The 16508-nt window shown below is 47.8% G+C and carries 13 protein-coding genes and 3 pseudogenes; 10 read left to right on the top strand and 6 right to left on the bottom strand.

Annotated features, from left to right (window positions below; genetic code table 11):
* Positions 1–4 precede the first annotated feature (4 nt).
* On the top strand, positions 5–2038 hold the full coding sequence (dcp, locus tag QLG09_RS10270) for a peptidyl-dipeptidase Dcp (RefSeq protein ID WP_049023856.1): 2034 nt from the start codon (positions 5–7) through the stop codon (positions 2036–2038).
* An 88-nt stretch (positions 2039–2126) separates the two neighbouring features.
* Positions 2127–2409 (top strand): annotated as a pseudogene (locus tag QLG09_RS10265) (DUF4113 domain-containing protein); the annotation flags it as partial.
* Positions 2410–2579: 170 nt separating this feature from the next.
* Here QLG09_RS10265 and QLG09_RS10260 read toward each other — a convergent pair.
* The gene (locus QLG09_RS10260) at positions 2580–3944 is read right to left on the bottom strand and encodes a hypothetical protein (protein WP_282488880.1); all 1365 of its coding nucleotides are present in this window, start codon (positions 3942–3944) and stop codon (positions 2580–2582) included.
* 312 nt (positions 3945–4256) lie between these two features.
* On the opposite strand from QLG09_RS10260, the gene QLG09_RS10255 reads away from it, so the two are divergent.
* The 5 genes from QLG09_RS10255 to QLG09_RS10235 all read left to right on the top strand — a co-directional run bounded on the left by QLG09_RS10255 (position 4257) and on the right by QLG09_RS10235 (position 10786).
* Complete coding sequence (locus QLG09_RS10255) at positions 4257–5096, top strand: Hachiman antiphage defense system protein HamA (RefSeq protein WP_231106632.1); 840 nt, start codon at positions 4257–4259, stop codon at positions 5094–5096.
* On the top strand, positions 5086–8277 hold the full coding sequence (locus QLG09_RS10250; protein WP_282488879.1) for a DEAD/DEAH box helicase: 3192 nt from the start codon (positions 5086–5088) through the stop codon (positions 8275–8277). Before QLG09_RS10255 ends, QLG09_RS10250 begins: the two co-directional genes overlap by 11 nt.
* A gap of 294 nt (positions 8278–8571) precedes the next feature.
* Complete coding sequence (locus tag QLG09_RS10245) at positions 8572–9636, top strand: hypothetical protein (RefSeq protein WP_049023857.1); 1065 nt, start codon at positions 8572–8574, stop codon at positions 9634–9636.
* The gene (locus QLG09_RS10240) at positions 9633–9932 is read left to right on the top strand and encodes a hypothetical protein (protein ID WP_044867644.1); all 300 of its coding nucleotides are present in this window, start codon (positions 9633–9635) and stop codon (positions 9930–9932) included. The genes QLG09_RS10245 and QLG09_RS10240 overlap by 4 nt, the downstream gene beginning before the upstream one ends.
* Positions 9933–10183: 251 nt before the next feature.
* Positions 10184–10786 carry a site-specific integrase gene (locus QLG09_RS10235; RefSeq protein ID WP_049023858.1) on the top strand — a complete coding sequence of 201 codons (603 nt, stop codon included), beginning with the start codon at positions 10184–10186 and terminating at the stop codon, positions 10784–10786.
* Positions 10787–10949: 163 nt separating this feature from the next.
* On the opposite strand, the gene QLG09_RS10230 is transcribed toward QLG09_RS10235, so the two are convergent.
* Positions 10950–11696: an SDR family oxidoreductase gene (locus QLG09_RS10230; RefSeq protein ID WP_032681105.1), complete on the bottom strand. Its 747-nt coding sequence runs from the start codon at positions 11694–11696 to the stop codon at positions 10950–10952.
* 223 nt (positions 11697–11919) lie between these two features.
* Positions 11920–12045 (bottom strand): annotated as a pseudogene (locus QLG09_RS10225) (LysR family transcriptional regulator); the annotation flags it as partial.
* A gap of 225 nt (positions 12046–12270) precedes the next feature.
* Between QLG09_RS10225 and QLG09_RS10220 the strand changes: the two are divergent.
* The 3 genes and pseudogenes from QLG09_RS10220 to asd all read left to right on the top strand — a co-directional run bounded on the left by QLG09_RS10220 (position 12271) and on the right by asd (position 14308).
* On the top strand, positions 12271–12723 hold the full coding sequence (locus tag QLG09_RS10220) for a cyclophilin-like fold protein (RefSeq protein ID WP_049022940.1): 453 nt from the start codon (positions 12271–12273) through the stop codon (positions 12721–12723).
* 28 nt (positions 12724–12751) lie between these two features.
* Positions 12752–12955, top strand: a pseudogene (locus tag QLG09_RS10215) (M3 family metallopeptidase); the annotation flags it as partial.
* A 234-nt stretch (positions 12956–13189) separates the two neighbouring features.
* Entirely contained in the window at positions 13190–14308 is a 1119-nt protein-coding gene (gene asd / locus QLG09_RS10210) for an aspartate-semialdehyde dehydrogenase (RefSeq protein WP_282488878.1), read from the top strand.
* 88 nt (positions 14309–14396) lie between these two features.
* On the opposite strand, the gene iraP is transcribed toward asd, so the two are convergent.
* The 3 genes from iraP to QLG09_RS10195 form a co-directional block, all read right to left on the bottom strand.
* Positions 14397–14732, bottom strand: coding sequence for an anti-adapter protein IraP (iraP, locus tag QLG09_RS10205; protein ID WP_014169912.1), 336 nt, complete (start codon positions 14730–14732; stop codon positions 14397–14399).
* A gap of 135 nt (positions 14733–14867) precedes the next feature.
* Entirely contained in the window at positions 14868–15773 is a 906-nt protein-coding gene (locus tag QLG09_RS10200) for an alpha/beta hydrolase (protein ID WP_049022938.1), read from the bottom strand.
* Positions 15774–15824: 51 nt separating this feature from the next.
* A complete protein-coding gene (locus QLG09_RS10195; protein ID WP_072126414.1) occupies positions 15825–16433 on the bottom strand; it encodes a TetR/AcrR family transcriptional regulator in 609 nt (202 codons plus the stop codon).
* Positions 16434–16508: the final 75 nt, after the last annotated feature.

Below are 16508 nucleotides of genomic sequence, written 5' to 3'. Positions count from 1 at the left end.
AAAGATGTCGGCCACTAATCCCTTTTTTGAAAGCAGCCTGTTGCCTTATCAGGCACCCCGATTCGACGAAATCAACGACGGCCACTACCGCCCGGCATTCGATGAAGCGATACGCCAGAAGCGAGCCGAAATTGACGCGATTGTCGCGCAAACGGCCGCCCCCGATTTCAACAATACCGTGCTGGCGCTCGAAAAAAGCGGTGCCATGCTCTCGCGTGTCAGCAGTGTTTTCTTCGCCATGACCTCTGCGCACACCAATGATGACTTACAGGCGCTTGAGGAGCAGATCTCTACCGAGCTTGCTGCCCTGGCGAACGATATCTGGCTTAACGACACGCTGTTCTCTCGCGTGGAGAGCGTCTGGCAGGATTGTGCTGCGCTGGACGCCGAATCCCGTCGGCTGGCAGAAGAGACGTACCAGCACTTTGTGCTGGCCGGTGCGCGGCTGAATGATGCAGAAAAAGCGGAGCTGAAAGCGCTGAATACCGAGGCGGCTACCCTCACCAGCCAGTTTAATCAGCGTCTGCTGGCCGCCACCAAAGCCGGTGGGCTGGTCGTGGATTATGCTCATCAGCTTGATGGACTCAATCCTGACGAGATTGCGACGGCTGCCCATGCCGCCGCGGAGAAAGGGCTGAACGATCGCTGGTTGATTCCGCTGCTTAATACCACTCAACAACCCGCACTTTCCGCGCTGCGTGACCGTCAGACGCGGGAAAATTTGTTTAACGCGGGCTGGACGCGTACCCAGAAAGGGGATGAAAACGATACCCGGGCACTGATCCTGCGTCTCACCGCGTTGCGTGCGCGTCAGGCAAAATTGTTGGGGTTTGAGGACTACGCAAGCTGGAGTATCGCCGATCAAATGGCGAAAACACCTGCCGCCGCGTTGGCTTTTATGCGCGGAATTGTACCCGCTGCACGCACCCGAGCGACGCTTGAGCAGGCCGATATCCAAAAAGTGATTGATGACGAGCAGGGCGGGTTCACCGTGCAGGCGTGGGACTGGGCCTTTTATGCCGAGCGCGTGCGCCAGGCGAAATATGCCCTCGACGAGTCGCAAATCAAGCCGTACTTTGCGCTCAACACGGTGTTGCAGGATGGCGTATTCTGGGCTGCAAGCCAGCTGTTTGGCCTCCGCTTTGTCGAGCGTTTCGATATTCCGGTTTACCATCCTGATGTCCGCGTGTGGGAGATTTTCGACCACACCGGCGAAGGGATGGCGCTGTTCTACGGTGATTTCTTTGCCCGCGAATCGAAAGCCGGTGGGGCGTGGATGGGGAATTTCGTCGAGCAATCGTATGAGTTTGCCTCGCGCCCGGTTATTTACAATGTCTGCAACTATCAAAAACCGGCTAACGGTCAGACGGCGCTGATCTCCTGGGACGATGTGGTCACCCTGTTCCACGAGTTTGGTCATACGCTGCACGGTCTGTTTGCCAGCCAGCGCTACGCCTCCCTCTCCGGCACCAATACGCCGCGTGATTTTGTCGAGTTCCCATCGCAAATCAACGAGCACTGGGCGAGCCACCCGCAGGTGTTTGCCCACTATGCCCGCCACTATCAGACCGGAGAGCCGATGCCCGAGGCGCTGCGCGATAAAATGCTTAACGCGACGCAGTTTAATAAAGGTTATGACATGACCGAGCTGCTTAGCGCTGCGCTGCTGGATATGAACTGGCACGGCATCAGCGAACCCGTGGACGATGTTGACACCTTTGAAGCGGCAGCACTGCACAAAGAGGGGCTGGATCTGCCCGCCGTTCCACCGCGCTATCGCAGCAGCTACTTCGCCCATATCTTCGGCGGCGGGTATGCGGCAGGGTATTACGCTTACCTGTGGACGCAGATGCTGGCAGACGATGGCTATCAGTGGTTTGTCGAGCAGGGCGGTTTGACGCGTGAAAACGGGCAGACATTCCGCGATGCCATTTTGTCGCGCGGGAATAGTACTGATTTAGCTGAACTTTACCGGAACTGGCGCGGGCACGATCCGAGGATTGAACCGATGCTGGAGAATCGTGGATTGAGTGCTTAAGGGCTTTTTTAGTATGGGAACAGAACCGGGCGCGATGCCCGGTTTTTTTTGACCGATTTTTCTTCCCCAAAATCATTAACGCCACATAAAGTGCCTGGATAAAATCTGGAAGGATGCCCATCGTTACCAGAAAGCCGGAATCATGTTGGGTGACTCCTTCAGCCAGGGGGGGACCCCGCTCAACCTTTTCGATGAGAACGCGCCGTATGCTGGCAGCGAAAAGTTGATTGAGGTGCTCGATCACCTGAATGCGAAAGACGGGAAAGGCACGCTTTACTTTGCAGGGCATATAGCAGTATTGGCAGATGAAACGTGAAATGCTGTCGCCGAGATATACGACCAGATATTCAGATCTGCTAAGGGTCCGGTGATTTTCCCAATTTCCAGGGCCGTTATGTGCCAAGAGCGGACGTTACTAACATCTATCTGCATCAATCTGTGGGGAGCAGGTCAAATAAAACAATAAAGTGACCACCTCCCTGAAGGAGGACCCAAACTACTAACCTCAGCTTCTCTGGTGCGAATTTTTGAAAAAATTCATCTATAAATTTATTTTTATCCCATGACATTTAAACAAAGAATCAAAAAAACACTTTATTTTATATGAGGCATCGTCGCGATGAAGTTCGATACCTGCAAAACGATAAATATCATAACCTGCCAATTTTAAGCTACGATCACCTGCAACCAAATCTGCATATTTACTCCTACTCGCCCTACCTGTTTCATCTGAGTAATGTTGAATACCATCGATTTCGATCACAACCCTACCGCCATCAGGCATTAGCAAAAGAAAATCCATCCTATGATTGAGTAGTGCTTCAGCGCCTCTCTCTGATACGGTTTTGGGATCCCAGTGCAGCCAAACTTCAGGTAGCAATGCAGGTAAGTCATAAATTGCTGAACTATATTGTCGAAAGAATTCTTTGAAAAACTTTTGCTGAGGCGGAGACGAGTTAGGCAAACTTTGCTGCAATCGTCGATAAAGCGAATTTTTTGCCTGTTCGCTATTCTCTTCACAAGTAAAATCTGCCCACCATGCCTGCAGTTCACGCCAACTCAATCCCTCGGTACTTAATGGACGATCATAGATCAAAACCTCATTTGGGTTTGAAAGAATTTCAATTTCGTTATTAAGAGAGTCACTCAAACGAATATCAGGTTTGGTGAGAGAGGCGAAAATAATGTTCTTAGGGCGCCCACGAAACGCCCGCAATGATATCAGGCTAAAAACCGGATAGCCTTCAGCATCTGAGCTATGGGTAAGCCCGGCTCCACACGTCCTTAAAACTTTATTAATGGCCTCAACCTTTGCTACCTGCTTTTCGATACTGATCTGCACGTCCGCAGAGACTAAACCTTCGAGCCACCTACGGAAACGTGGAGCTGATTGTTCGACAATCTGCAGTTTTTCAAATAACCATACCACATCACCGTCTTCAGGATTTCGTACAAAATGTCGGTGAATTTCGCCAAGAATCCCTGTCTCATGCATCGAAAATATTTCACTTAAATCCACCGGAAAAACAAACAAATCATTTAATAATCGCTTGAAATTTTCCCAGTGGCTAAATAATTCAAATGGTTGCAGAGCCTCTGCTAGCTCGCGACGATGTCGCTTGGGTATATCGATGCAGGGCTCGTCCTCCCATAGGATGTCTTGGATATTGTTGCGTATACTTGGATTGAAAACCTTTCGCGACAACAGCGTTCTTGCCAACTCCGGCATATCTGCGTCATTAAGTAAATCAAAGGCTCCATGCAAGCGCTCGCGCTTGCATCCTTCCTCTCTGGGCACAGGTAGCCCCAACTGACGACAGAGATCAGGGATTTTTTCGTTAGTGCAATGATCTTTCAAGTTTCCCCCCGCAGGGCGAAGTACTTCTTTTAACGCTAAAATATCCATTGATTTCCTCTTATCTTTGCTACTCACCCGTTCTCTGTTGATTAATATACCGCTATGCCAATGATGTCATCATCACATTCGAGTATGATCGGCTACCAAAGTCGGCAGTTCCATGCCATCTTATATGGGCAATTTAAGGCCCTGCCTATGGCCTCGTTTTCTCGTATAACCGTACTTACGTCGTAGGCGTCAATATATGTACCCTGCGGAGCTCATGGTAGTAAAATCAAAAGGAACACGATGCCCGAAAACTATCGATTTCGCCGGCGCATCTCGAAGTGTTAAGCCACGGAGTGCTTAAGAAAGAGCAAAATGGTTAAAATGACTGTTGGACAACCGTACTCAGCTTGGCTCAAAAAAGCTGAACATAACGTAACCACTTCTGACGGCAATGAGGTAGAGGTATACGAGCTCGAATTCGATCTTGAAGCGGGGCATGTACTATCCGCATGGGCCAAACATTTCCGTGAGCATTACTGTCTGGACAGCCAAATTGATCGCCTGCGTAGAGGGACTAAAAAAACGCGAGCCGAGTATTTGAGAGACTTGGTGTTTCCTGATGAGTCTGAAGATTTTGGCCCTGCAACGCGCTCCGGCGATTTTGCTGAAATTCTTATCGCGGATCTACTTGAAAGCCATTTTGGTTATTGGGTTCCTCGTACTCGATATGACAACAAAATGGTTCGCAACGAGTCTCCAAAGGGAACAGATGTCTTAGCGTTTAAGTTTGATGACATAGGCGCATCACGGCCATCTACAAAAGACATCTTGATTTCTTTTGAGTCGAAAGCACAACTCAGTGGTAAGAAAGCAAAGCCGAGATTGCAAGACGCCGTTATCGACTCGATAAAGGATGTGTATCGAATATCAGAATCCCTTAATGCGATGAAGCGCCGTTTAATTGATCGCCAAGATGAAGAAGGTGCAGATCGGGTGGAACGCTTTCAAGAAGGGTTGGATGTCCCTTATGTACGAATGACAGGGGCAGCGGCTGTTTTTTGTTCAAGTCTTTATGATTCGGCTCATATATCTGAAACTACAGACTGCACTTCGCATGAAAATATTAAAAATCTAATGTTGGTTGTAATTCATGCTAAGACGCTTATGAAATTTGTTCACGCTCTCTATGGCAGGGCAGCAAATGAAGCCTAAAAAACGTGCTCGTTATGCAGCAGCAGTTACGCTATCAAAAGGGAAAATGTTTGAGTATGGCGTTCCAGAAGAAGATCATATTGATCTTCCTGAAGATCTCGACTTGGAGATGCAGTTTCCATTAGCTGTTGGTACCGTCGGCGACTTTGCATCAGAAGTGGTGGCTAAGGCCATCGGCAATTCGATTGAAGCTCAATCCCAAACCCCACTGGATGAGGTTATTTTTTCGGCTCAAGTCCTTCAGGCTTATGACAACTCCCTGCTGAACAAAGAACTCTCCTTCAATCTTCGCATACTTGCCGCTGCTGGTTTCTATCTTGGCGATGTACCCGGAAATGCTGCAGTCCAATTGTCTAAACTGGGCCAACTCGAGTTTCCTAAGCACGATACTTTAGCTATTGCAGTTAAAGCAGCGATGGATCGGCCTTGGGAGCAGACCAACGAGACATTAGTATCTTCACGTGCAAAAGATATTTTGGATGTATTGCGCCAACACTTCAGGTATGGCCGGAGTGGCGGACAGAAAGCCTATGATGCTATTAAATCACTGCGCGAATGGGCCTATAGCCATGCGTCTGCACATGACCTACTTATGGCCGATTTGCTAGGAGCGGTTAGTGCCACTCGCATCGCTAATTCTGCTTGGACATTACTTCCGCATTATAGCAACCTTCCGCCAGAAAAGTGGGAGTCATACTTATCGCGTTCTATGTCAATTAAGGAAATGTGGCCATCTCAGCGCTTGCCAGGAGAGGCAGGATTGTATAGCGGGGCATCAGGAGTCGTTCAGATGCCGACGAGCGCCGGGAAATCGAGAGCGACCGAGCTTATTATCCGGTCGGCATTTCTTTCTGCTCGTACGAAATTGGTCTTAGTTATTGCACCCTTCCGCGCACTCTGCCAGGAGATAGCCAACGATCTTGAAAAGGCATTTAAGGATGATGGCTATGACGTCAATCAACCCAGTGACGCGTTACAACCAGATGTCGAGTTCGATTTTTCTACCTTATCAGATTTTCTCGATGTGGAATCTGGAATATTTGACTCAGAGATAGAGGTCGAATCGAAGCCGCAGGTCATTATTCTTACCCCGGAGAAGCTTCTTTATATACTTCGACAAGAGCCAGACATTGTTCAGAAAGCTGGACTTGTAGTTTATGACGAAGGGCATCAGTTTGATACAGGCAGCCGGGGTGTAACTTATGAACTGTTACTAACATCCATTAAGCGAATGCTACACGAAAATGCCCAGAGCGTGTTGATTTCAGCAGTAATTCAGAATGCTGCTTCAGTTGCAGCCTGGTTATTAAATGACGGTTCAAAGGTTGTCTCCAGTAAATCCTTACAGGCTAGTAGACTCATTGCCTTTACCAGCCTTCCGAAAGGTAAAGATGGTCAGCTACAGTTCAATGTTGCCTATGATAGCGATCAGAAATTCTTTGTCCCGCGAGTTATTGTTTCAGAAAAAATGCCACGACTACCTAAGGAAAGAAAGGATCGTTTTTTCCCTACCCAGGAAAGTGGATCCATAGCGTTGTATCTTGGTTTACGCCTGCTAAAAAATGGTGGGGTTGCTATTTTCACAGGGAGGAAGGCTTCTGCTGCAAAAATTGTTCGTGAGGCCGCCGAAGATATTTTTCGTCGTGGAATTTCACTTGAACCACCTTCTGCTAATAGTGACCCTAATGAGATTCGTCGCTTTGTTTACCTCTTCGAACGTAATTTTGGTGCTAATGCATATTTGACTCAAGCAGCTACTTTAGGCATTTTTGCTCATCACGGCAATACTCCCCAAGGTGTTCGTCTGGCTATTGAGTATGCGATGAGGCAAAGCCTTATTCGATTGATCGTCTGTACCTCAACACTCGCACAGGGTGTTAACCTTCCAATTCGATACCTACTTGTAACAAGTGCAATGCAGGGGCGTGAATCGATCAAAGTACGCGACTTCCATAATCTCATGGGACGTGCTGGACGTGCCGGAATGTACGGTGAGGGCACTGTTATATTCACTGACCCCCGTCTCTATGACGAGCGTTTCGCAAAGACGCACCGCTGGAAAGATACAATCAATCTAATCAATCCTGATAGTGCTGAGCCAACGGGAAGTACATTGCTTTCTCTTTTCGATCCTCTGCGAAATGACCTCGGAACAGTTATTCTAAGCTCACCAAGCTCTGCTGAAGTAGCCACTTACATTGTCAATGACTGGGAGGCTCTTTTAAAGTGGGTAGAGAGCGTCCCTATCAATCTCCCTAAAGAGAATTTTTCGGTCGCTTCATTAATCGAACAACTTAAATCTAAGAAAAAGATTATTGAAGCAGTTGAAAGCTTCTTAATGACATATCGTAGTGATGTTCAGCCCGAAACTTTTGTGGGCAATTCTCGAGAATTGGTTACTGAAACACTTGCCTATTCGCTTGCCACTGAAGAGCAAAAAATACTCCTGACAGATATCTTCGAGTCTGTGGCGCGAAGGATCGAACTTTTTGTTCCAGATACAGCGATCCAGCAGCGTTTTGGTCGGACATTGTTAGGTATTGACCAAGCGTTGGTGATCGAATCATGGGTCACTACAAATGCAAACGCGCTCGAGGGAACAACCTCTGCCGATCACCTGTTTGATATGCTATGGCCGCTTTTAGTTCTCTTATCCAGTGAAAAACGGTTGAGTGATACTGTTCCTAATGGGGCTCTTATGACATTAGCATTGGGATGGCTGGCTGGAGATTCGTTTGCTGCTCTCCTTCAACGGTTTGACAAATTGGGTGCGTATTACCCCTATGGCACCAACCAAAGAAAATTTGATCTTGATATGGTTGTAGACCTGTGTGAACAAACATTTGGCTTTGAGTTTGCACTCTTGCTCGCAGCGGTAAAGGAATCATTTATCGCATCCTCTTCAGAACAGGCTGGTGATGTATTTAGAGGATACGCTGATCTTCTTCAGAAACGATTGAAATATGGACTTCCGAATCAGAGTTGCATTGCCTTTTTTGAAGCGGGATTTGCTGAACGCGTGATTGCCCAGTGTCTTGCAGAGGGAATGACTCAAGATGCTATTCAAGCCAGTTTTGACTCCAGAAACATGATTCGAGAAAATCCAGAGAGATTCGAAATAATACTGCAAGGCTTTCCATCTTATTTTTCCGATGTATTTAAAACAATCACTGCACCTTGACAATATTATCTTCATTGAGACTACCCAAGCCAGGAGCACACAGATTCTTTTAACTTAGAGACAATGACATATTAACTATTACCATCTATCCGTTGATTTAAGCCTTCGTCAGTTGCAGAACAACTTGAACTTCCGCTCCTCGCTCGTAGCGGACCTTTTCTGGTCAGTCCCCGGTCAGATAGAACCCAGATGCTGGCGGAGTCAGCATCTGGCCACAGGGGCATTAGGGGGGCTTTGCCTGTTGTCTGTAATACGCAATAATGGGGCGCATAACAGCAGCGAAAAAGGGGCACCATGCTTCATCACAGCCAGGCAATGTCACTGGACGACATCTACCTTGAGGACATCCCTCACATTATCCACCCGGACACTGCGGCAGGAGATCTTGCAGAAACTGCATTGCCCAATCGCATCATCCAGGAGTGGAATTTACCGCAGGGCTACACCCGGTTTGTCAGCCGCTATCAACCGTTTCACTGGCAGCAACCGTGGATGGCATACCGTGACACGCTTGCCGACATCAAATCCGGGAAGCTCATTCTGCTGAGAAAAGACATAACCGGGCATACTATTTCGGGTGTGCTGACGACATCCGGTGACCTTCGCAATGATCTGCCTCTGTTCCTTTATACCCGGCTCAGCTTCCTCCTGTCCCGGCAGCTGAAACGCCCGGGATATCACGTCCGCCCGGCGGCACCTGCGCAACATGCTCAGGCTGCAAAAACCATCAATAGCAAAGCAGCAGGCCGGTTGTTGGCCGCAGGTGGGATCTATAATGGCAATATTGATGGATTCCATCAGACCGCGCAGCAACTCGGTGGCGATGCGCCAGAGGGTTACAAGCAAGTTATGGACAATAAAGGGCTGATCATTGCTGGTGCTTCTGTTGCTGCGGGTCTTGGGCTCGGCAGAATAGGGGCGGCGAGTGAGCTTAACAATCTTCATGTTCTGGGAAAAATCGAGGGGGAATACTCGATGATAAAGCCCGGACCATTACCTAAAGAGCTAGCAGAAACTTTTTCCAGTGGTACATACAAAGAGATCACTCTATCAACAGATACGAGTTTCTATAGAGGGGGGGTTGAGGGGCGACCATTAGGTCAGTTTTTCGGGTATGAACGACCTCAAGGAGTGCTCCAAACCAGGATAGATAAGGCACTGCTACCCAAATGGCCTAATGGAAGTGAATCTCCTCTTGATAGCTATCACGAGATCCAAATACCCGCGGGAACGAAAGTATATGTTGGAGAAGTAGGCTATCAAACAGACCTTTTTTCCGGTGGCTCTGAGCAAGTTGTAGTACCTGCACCGTGGAAAATACCTGGCGTTAAGATACTTGGAAGTGGTGGTTTGAAATGAAAAATGAAATAAAGAAAACAGTAACTGACATCATTAAAATACTATCCTCAAATGAGGAGGGTTCATGGGCAAAAACATTTGAAAAACTGGCCATCGAACTCGATGTTGATTGTGAGTCATCCATTTACTCATTGAAAAAACTCTACGGCGGGATGGGGTCATTTAACGATATTGTTCTCCATAAAAATGGAATACCTCTAATTCGAGAAAATGACGAGTTAGATGATTTGAGACACAAACTCTATAAGCAACTTGACCATGCAATCGGCTTGTTAAAAGCAGGAGATTTACCCTAACGTCGTTACCGGTAGCGCCTTTGAGTTACTGGCGACGCTTACGATGAGAAAAGATAAAACTGCTATGTATTGACCCGGAAAACGACTGGAAACACGCCCGGTAAAATTTATCCGGATGCATGACTATGCAGCCAGCTGAATTACCACTCGGCTCGCCGAAACATGACCAATCGGCGGACAGCACTAAGGTCCGCTCCTCGCTGATAAGGGACAACCATACTCAAATCTCCCACATTGCAGGAGATTTGAGTATGAACACGTCACCGTGGAACAAAGACCGTATCATCGGCCAAAAAAGACCACTTCAAATATCTCATATCTGGGGGATCCTAAACCGGCTTGAACTGGAAGGTAAAACGCGCGATTTAGCTCTGTTCAATATGGCCCTGGACAGTAAGCTTCGAGGCTGTGATCTGGTTAAACTCAAAGTATCTGATGTGGCATATGGTAGCTTGTTTTCAAGCAGAGCAACGGTGTTGCAACAGAAAACCGGTAGTCCTGTGCAATTTGAGATAACCAAAGGAACAAGAGAAGCTGTTGCTGCATTGATAAAAATTGGCAATTTGCACAGTAAAGACTTCTTGTTCCGGTCTCGGGTCGGAACTAATCAGCACATATCAACCCGACAATACAACCGAATCTTTCATGGGGGGGTAGAAAAGCGTGGTCTCGAAGATTCGCTTTACAGCACACATTCCATGAGAAGAACAAAACCTTACCTGATCTACAAGAAAACCAAGAATCTTCGGGTGATCCAACTTCTGTTGGGCCATAAGAAACTGGAAAGCACAGTCCGCTATCTGGGCATTGAAGTAGATGATGCGTTAGAGATCTCTGAATCGATTGAAGTCTAAGGTTGTCAGGGCTGCAACAGCAGGCCTGTGCCAGAAGCGGACATTTCTCGCTGTTAGGTGCAGGAAAAATCGTTTTTTTAGGCTTAGGAAAAGGCATAGGGGTATGCCTTTTCTGAAAGCCTAAATCCTGATAGTTTTTCTCCAGTTGCCGCCACTAAACTAATTACAATTCCTGAGCCGTTGGTCTGAAAATAATTTCACTTACACCAACATCTTCTGGTTCATTAATTGCGAAGGCTACCATGCGTGCAAAGGTTTCTGCTGGTACGCCAACATTTTCAACGTAATCCTGGTTTGCAGCCTTAACATCTTTATCCGTTATATGCTCCAGTAGTTCTGTTTTAACAGCACCGGGGGAGACTAACGTGACGCGAATGTTATGTGCCGCCATTTCCTGGCGCAAACCGTCGGTTAATGCTCGAACAGCAAATTTTGTCGCCGAATAGACAGCAGAACTCTGGAAGACAAGGTGTGCAGCAACAGATGCGGTGTTAATGATATGACCTGTTTTTTGTGATTTCATATAAGGCAACACCGCAGCAATCCCGTGTAGAACCCCGCGCAGATTGACATCAATCATCTGATTCCATTCATCGACATTTCCCTGTTCAAGGCGGGAAAGTGGCATCAGGCCGGCATTATTGATAAGAACATCTACACGACCGAATTTGTTGACCGCAGTCTCAATGAGGTTGTTTACGTCATCAAGTTTCGTCACATCGGTTGCGACGGCGATGGCTTCTTTATTCTGCTTTTGGAGCTCACTCGCAATGGCCTCTATGCGGTCTATTCTCCGCGCTGCCATCACAACCTTTGCTCCTTTTTCAGCAAGATAACGTGCAGCCGCTTCACCCATACCGCTTGATGCACCCGTGATTACAATTACTTTGCCTATGATGTTATCTGTCATTTTTACTATTCCTGAATAGGTGATGGGCTGTTGTCACCACTATCAGACTGAGATCAGGTTCAATCTCTTCAGACTTCAGTGACACATTCCTGAACAGGGATAATCTTAGCAGCAGAGCATTAATTCGATAATGCGTATAAATTTATATTGATTATGAGTACAGCTCATTAATTGGAGATACGTTACGGGTAGTTCGTGTGAGCAGTAGGATCTGCAGCCGTTATTCCCGCGTCGATATTGCCTAGCTGAGAGCCGGTTGCGTCCCCCCTGGTTGAGCCTCCGCACGGGTTAAACTCCCTTCGCGGGTGACGGTAATGAAATAAAGGAGTTCATTCAGATTACGTTTCATCGGTGAGATACTCACAAAACATAACTATAGCTTATAAGCCCATTAAGCAATCATTAGCTAGTCAACATACATCTATCGTGTAGAATTTCCAGTAAGAGAGGAGTCCGGAGATAAGCATACGTATCTGAACCCATTTGATAAATTGACTTCTTTTTAAAAGTTTATCTAAAATAATCATTGATGCTGCACCTGAAAGGTGCAGCACATTTGCGGGAGAGAATCTGGATGAAAAAAATATTATTCCTGTTATTTGTTATCATCACGAGCTTTTTATTCCCGGTTCGTGCCAGTAATTCTTTGCAACCAGACAAGGAAAAAGCCGTGACCATTAAAATGACTATCAATCAGCAAACTTTTTACGTTGAACTTAAGAATAATCCAGCCGCAAAGGCATTTATTGAACAGCTTCCCCTGACTCTAACGATGGAGGAACTTAACGGGAACGAGAAATTTGCTGATCTGCCCCGTCCCTTACCGACCCACCAGGTCAAACCTGGAACCATTAATCAGGGCGATCTCATGTTATACGGCCATCGTACCCTGGTACTTTTTTATGAGACCTTTCAGACAAACTACGGATACACACCCGTTGGCAGAATAATAGCGCCAGAAAATCTTGGTAAAATTGCAGATGAAAAAGAAGTAATAGCAAGGTTTACAACAGATAAAAAAGGTTGATCTGTATTATCAAACACTGAATCTGGATTACCTATAGACGCAAATGCTGGCAGACGATGGCTATCAGTGGCTTGTCGAGCAGGGTGGTTTGACCCGCGAAAACGGACAGACATTCCGCGAGGTGATTCTGTCGCGCGGGAGCAGTAGTGATTGAGCTGAACTTTACCGGAACTGGCGCGGCCACGATCCGAGGATTGAACCGATGCTGGAGAATCGCGGGTTGAGTGCGTAGCGCTGATTCAGATCAGCCACAAAACCGGGCGTGAGGCCCGGTTTTTGTTTGATTATGTCTTACCCACAACTTTAATTATTTATGCCGTGTAAAAGGTATAAATATTGCTGATGCCGTATGAAACATTTTAATAATGGCCAAATGTGATGCAATTCGTAATGACCATTAATGTGGGATGAGATATAACATGTTTTGAAAAATTAACATTCTCATAACGTCATTAAGGTTAAGCAAATGAAGCAGGTTGGTATTGTTGGTTGGCGAGGAATGGTGGGCTCTGTTTTGTTACAAAGAATGGTCGAAGAGAACGACTTCGACAATATTTCCGCGCATTTTTACAGTACTTCCAGTGCAGGGGCTGCTGGTCCCGTCATTGGTGGCGTCAACCACACACTCAAAGATGCTAATTCTATTAGCGCTCTGGCCGAAATGGATATCATCATAACCTGTCAGGGCGGGGATTATACCAAAGCAATTTATCCTAAGTTGATTAGCCATGGCTGGCAAGGCTACTGGATTGATGCGGCCTCAGCGCTCCGGATGGATGAAAAAGCCTGCATTATTCTCGACCCGGTCAACCGCACAAATATCGATCGTGCCATCAAAGAGGGAATTAAACTTTTTGTTGGGGGCAATTGTTCCATTACGCTGAGTCTTATGGGACTGTCAGGGTTAATTAAAGCTGACCTGATAGAATGGATGAGTGTGATGACCTATCAGTCTGCATCCGGAGCGGGTGCTAAATATGTCCGGGAATTAATTGCTCAAAGCGCTTATATCAGTAAACATTTATCTTCTGATGAGCTGGAATCCTCAGGTTCAGTGCTTCCTTTAGTCAATAAAGTGAGTGAATTAATTAACAGTGCTAACATGCCCATCCAGAATTTCGGCGCGCCTTTAATGGGCAGTATTATTCCATGGATTGACAGCGATTTAGGGGATGGTAATAGCAGAGAAGAATGGAAGGGTGAGGCAGAAACGAACAAAATTCTTGGTCTTTCTCCGGGTACAATTGCGGTAAATGGCTTGTGTATTCGGGTCGGTGTGATCCGTTGCCATAGTGCTGCAATAACCCTGAAGCTCAAGCGTGAAGTCAGCGAAGAAGAATTTGCAGAGCTTGTGACGCATTCCCATCCATGGGTTAACTATGTGCCCAATAATAAGGATGACAGTGTCAGTAAATTGACTCCCTCTAACATTAGCGGTTCGCTGCAGGTGGGTATTGGCCGTTACAAGAAAATGTCGCTTAACAATGACCCTATATACTCGGTTTTGACGGTCGGCGATCAGCTGTTGTGGGGCGCTGCGGAACCCTTGCGACGGATGTTGAATATTCTGTCTGGCAAAGTCTAATCACGCTCACACGGTCATGGCGCGCTGCGCGTAAGGCGTGGGTTTAACGAGAAGCTGGAGACTTAACTCCAGCCTCTAGGAATGGGTTTCAATCTGAGGCCGTTTCGCCTGGGGCTTCCTTTAACGACTCGATACTTATCTCTGAGTCATTAGTTTCGAGTAGCTGGGTTAATAAAATCAGGTTATTGAATTCGTTCAGTAACATTTCAGCGTCGGATTTGAGCGGCGTATCTGCTGCTTCAAGCGCCGCGTTGATCGCTTTTCTGACATTCTCGAGCATTTCGTTCATACCGCCATTTTTACCAATGGTCAGTAACAACGCGCCTATCAACAAAGACTGTGCTTCTACTTTGGCCGCCAGCTCTTTAGCTTCAGCGTCCATTTTGGAAATTTTTGCGATAACACTGAGTATCAAGTTTTTCATAATGCCCCCTTATTTTCTTTGCGAGATTAACTCCTTAATAAATTTTGAGCGAGGTTTATTTTATGGCGACAGCAATTGTCTTTGTTGATGAAGCAGGGCACGGTGCCAGCAGTGATCAACACCGTGCGCTTCCTGTTAACGGAAGAAGTCTGCCAGGGCCTCACTCAGGGCCTGAGGTTGTTCATCCGGAATGAAATGACCGCAATGAGCAAGCGTAATGCCACTCACCGTCTCTGCAAACTGGCGAAGCGGGGCAGCCATATCGGCAATCGAACCCTGATCGGCACTGACGGCCAGCAGCGGCACCCGAAGTTTTTGCGTTTCAGCCAGCGTCCGGTTCTGAACAGCGGAGACCGCCGCTTCTCTGTAAGGGGCCAGCCCGGCACGCAGCGCGCCGTTTTGCTGCATCAGGCGGACATACCGGGCGATATCCGCATCGCTAAAGGCCATCGGACTGGCGGTTTTTCGCCGCAGGAACCATTCGAGGTAAATCTCTTCACGCCCGCTAATTAAGGCTTCCGGCAGGTCGGGGAGAAGATGAAACGCGAAGTGCCAGGTTTTCCAGGCTTTTTCTGGCGTCGCGGGCAGGGCGTCCGGCAAAGTAATACCCGGGATACCGGCATCAAGCAGAGCCAGCTTGATTACCTGCTGTTCATAACGCAGGGCATACGGCCAGGCAACCCATGCACCTACATCGTGGGCGGCCAGGTAATGTCTTGTGATCCCGAGTGTCTGCACCAGCCCAAAAACCGAACTGGCAAGCGTAAGGGTATCGTAGCCAGACTGTGGCTTATCGGAGTCGCCCTGGCCCGGGAGGTCGAGTGCAATGATATCGTAACGATCGGCTAAAAGAGCCATCACCTTATGCCAGGCAAACCCGCTTTGCGGGAAGCCTGCAAGCAGCACGATTGTTTCACCTTGCGTCTGTCCGCCTCTGACATAGTGCAGACGAACCCCATCAACCGTTGAGTAATAGTGCGCAAAATCGGGCAAGCCCGCGACAGGCTGCGACCACGGAAGGGGGATTGAATTCTCAGACATGACTACCTCCAGCTATTTAGGAAATGATCATTTCCTTTATGGATAAATTTTTTAGGCGAGTAGCGCCATCACCGTCTCTACCAGCCGTTCGCGTGCCGGTAATTCTCCGGCTTTGCCCGCCACACGCATGCCCAGGACCAGGCACAGCAAAACGCCGCTCAACGCCTGCGCGTCGTGTCGCGAATTAACTGAACCGTCATGCATACCCTGTTCGATCAGCTGGAGGATCGCGTGCTGATTTCGCGCAAGCGCGCTCTGCACCAGCCCGGCAATTTCGCCGTCAAACTGGCTGAGTTCAAGGGTGCTGCCGACCACCAGGCAGCCGCGGCGTCCTTCGACAGCGCTGGCCGATTCAAGATAAAAGTTCAGCAGCTCGGCTATTTTGGCCCGGCCATCAGGTTGTCGCGCCAGACGCTCGCGCAACGATTGATTGCGCAGGGAGGTATAACGCGCGAATACCTGCAGGAACAGGCCACGTTTATCGTGAAAGGCTTTATAAATACTGCCCGCAGTGAGCTGCATCGCGTCGCTCAGGTCACTTATCGACGCGCTGTGGTAACCCTTTTCTCTGAATACCGGCATCGCCAGATCCAGGGCCGCATCGAGATCAAACTGCCGCGGACGTCCGCGCTCGCGTGCGTTCTGTAGCTTCTCAGACATTGTGTTCATCATTTAGGAAACAATCGATTCCTAAATACTCCCATAAATGGGCGTATCTGGAAAGCGTGAAGTTCT

Source organism: Enterobacter sp. V89_11 (genome assembly GCF_029967775.1).
Taxonomy (GTDB): Bacteria; Pseudomonadota; Gammaproteobacteria; order Enterobacterales; family Enterobacteriaceae; genus Enterobacter; species Enterobacter ludwigii.
Note: the sequence above shows the minus strand (reverse complement) of the source record. Positions and strands in the feature narration are given on the sequence as shown.

Bases quoted from the DNA above. Each gene is read 5' to 3' on its own strand.
- QLG09_RS10230 (WP_032681105.1), bottom strand. From the start codon at position 11,696: ATGACAGATAACATCATAGGCAAAGTAATTGTAATCACGGGTGCATCA.
- dcp (WP_049023856.1), top strand. From the start codon at position 5: ATGTCGGCCACTAATCCCTTTTTTGAAAGCAGCCTGTTGCCTTATCAG.
- QLG09_RS10235 (WP_049023858.1), top strand. From the start codon at position 10,184: ATGAACACGTCACCGTGGAACAAAGACCGTATCATCGGCCAAAAAAGA.
- QLG09_RS10260 (WP_282488880.1), bottom strand. From the start codon at position 3,944: ATGGATATTTTAGCGTTAAAAGAAGTACTTCGCCCTGCGGGGGGAAAC.
- iraP (WP_014169912.1), bottom strand. From the start codon at position 14,732: ATGAAAAACTTGATACTCAGTGTTATCGCAAAAATTTCCAAAATGGAC.
- QLG09_RS10245 (WP_049023857.1), top strand. From the start codon at position 8,572: ATGCTTCATCACAGCCAGGCAATGTCACTGGACGACATCTACCTTGAG.
- QLG09_RS10200 (WP_049022938.1), bottom strand. From the start codon at position 15,773: ATGTCTGAGAATTCAATCCCCCTTCCGTGGTCGCAGCCTGTCGCGGGC.
- QLG09_RS10250 (WP_282488879.1), top strand. From the start codon at position 5,086: ATGAAGCCTAAAAAACGTGCTCGTTATGCAGCAGCAGTTACGCTATCA.
- QLG09_RS10240 (WP_044867644.1), top strand. From the start codon at position 9,633: ATGAAAAATGAAATAAAGAAAACAGTAACTGACATCATTAAAATACTA.
- QLG09_RS10255 (WP_231106632.1), top strand. From the start codon at position 4,257: ATGGTTAAAATGACTGTTGGACAACCGTACTCAGCTTGGCTCAAAAAA.
- QLG09_RS10195 (WP_072126414.1), bottom strand. From the start codon at position 16,433: ATGTCTGAGAAGCTACAGAACGCACGCGAGCGCGGACGTCCGCGGCAG.
- asd (WP_282488878.1), top strand. From the start codon at position 13,190: ATGAAGCAGGTTGGTATTGTTGGTTGGCGAGGAATGGTGGGCTCTGTT.
- QLG09_RS10220 (WP_049022940.1), top strand. From the start codon at position 12,271: ATGAAAAAAATATTATTCCTGTTATTTGTTATCATCACGAGCTTTTTA.